This window comes from Bartonella sp. CL434QHHD (assembly GCF_042195145.1).
Taxonomy (GTDB): domain Bacteria; phylum Pseudomonadota; class Alphaproteobacteria; order Rhizobiales; family Rhizobiaceae; genus Bartonella.
Map to the genome: position 1 here is coordinate 1 of NZ_JBHINT010000057.1, position 1069 is coordinate 1069.

The 1069-nt window shown below is 47.8% G+C and carries 1 pseudogene; it reads left to right on the top strand.

Going from position 1 to position 1069, the window contains the following annotated elements:
- Positions 1-1069 (top strand): annotated as a pseudogene (locus ACFILN_RS08910) (filamentous hemagglutinin); the annotation flags it as partial.

Sequence of the window (1069 nt, forward strand, 5' to 3'; positions counted from 1 at the left end):
GGAAATGAAAGAGCTAACTGATATTACCGGTAAACCGGAATATGCGATAGATGGTTCTGCTTTGGGGGCTCTACAGGCGGACAGAATAAAACTTGTGGCAACAGAAAAAGGTGTTGGGGTTCGCATGCGCCATGATATGGCCGCCAATGCGGGGCAGTTGCATCTTTCTGCTGACGGGAAAATCTCGTTGAAGAATGTTTTTGGTCATGGGGGCGTTGTCCTCAAATCGAAAAGCCAGAGCGTATTGGCAAAGCACATCACCTCGAAAAAGCATATTGATATTGCCGCCCATAAGGATGTGACGTTAGAAACGGTTGGTGCTGATGGTCATTTGAAGATAGAGGCGCAGGATGGGCTTTTATCGATTGCCGGTAAGGCAACCTCTGGGGGCAATATGGAGCTTTCTTCGCGCCAGACACTTCAAGTTTCAGGGCTAGGGTCAGGTGCTGATATGGCTCTTGAAGCGGGCGGAGACTTGAAGCTTGAGGGGATTGTTTTAGCGCAAGGGAAGCTCAAGGCGCATGCCGGTGGTGATATACAGGCGCAGCTTTTAGCCGGTGGGGTTGATATGGCGGCAACGGGTGCTGCTGGTGTTGTTGTTCTTGGCACCCAAGGGGATGTTGATCTCCAGAGCAGTCAAGGTGCAATTGTTGCTGAAAGTGTTTATGGAGCAGGAGATATCACCCTGGTTTCTCATAACGGGCTATCTGTTTCTCAAACAATTCTGTCGCATCAAAATGTTGCCATTCAAGCACAACCAGCAACAAATGCTCCCGTTCATTTTAGACAACTTTTAGTCTATGGTAAGGCAAATATTGAGGGTGGGGCGGTTGACTTTTCTTCGCTGATGACGGGTGAAGAAGCTGTTTTAAAGGTAGGCAGCCTTGATGCAGGCACACTGATGACAGGTGTCGTTTCTACGGGCGGTTCAGGGGATCTTATTTTAGATAAAAACGGCTTTCTTTTGATTACAGCAAAAGAAGGGGTAAAGGTTGGTCAGATTGCCAGTGGTGGCAATATTGAAATTTTTGCAGGCAACGACATCTATTATGATCAGGTCATGGGCTAT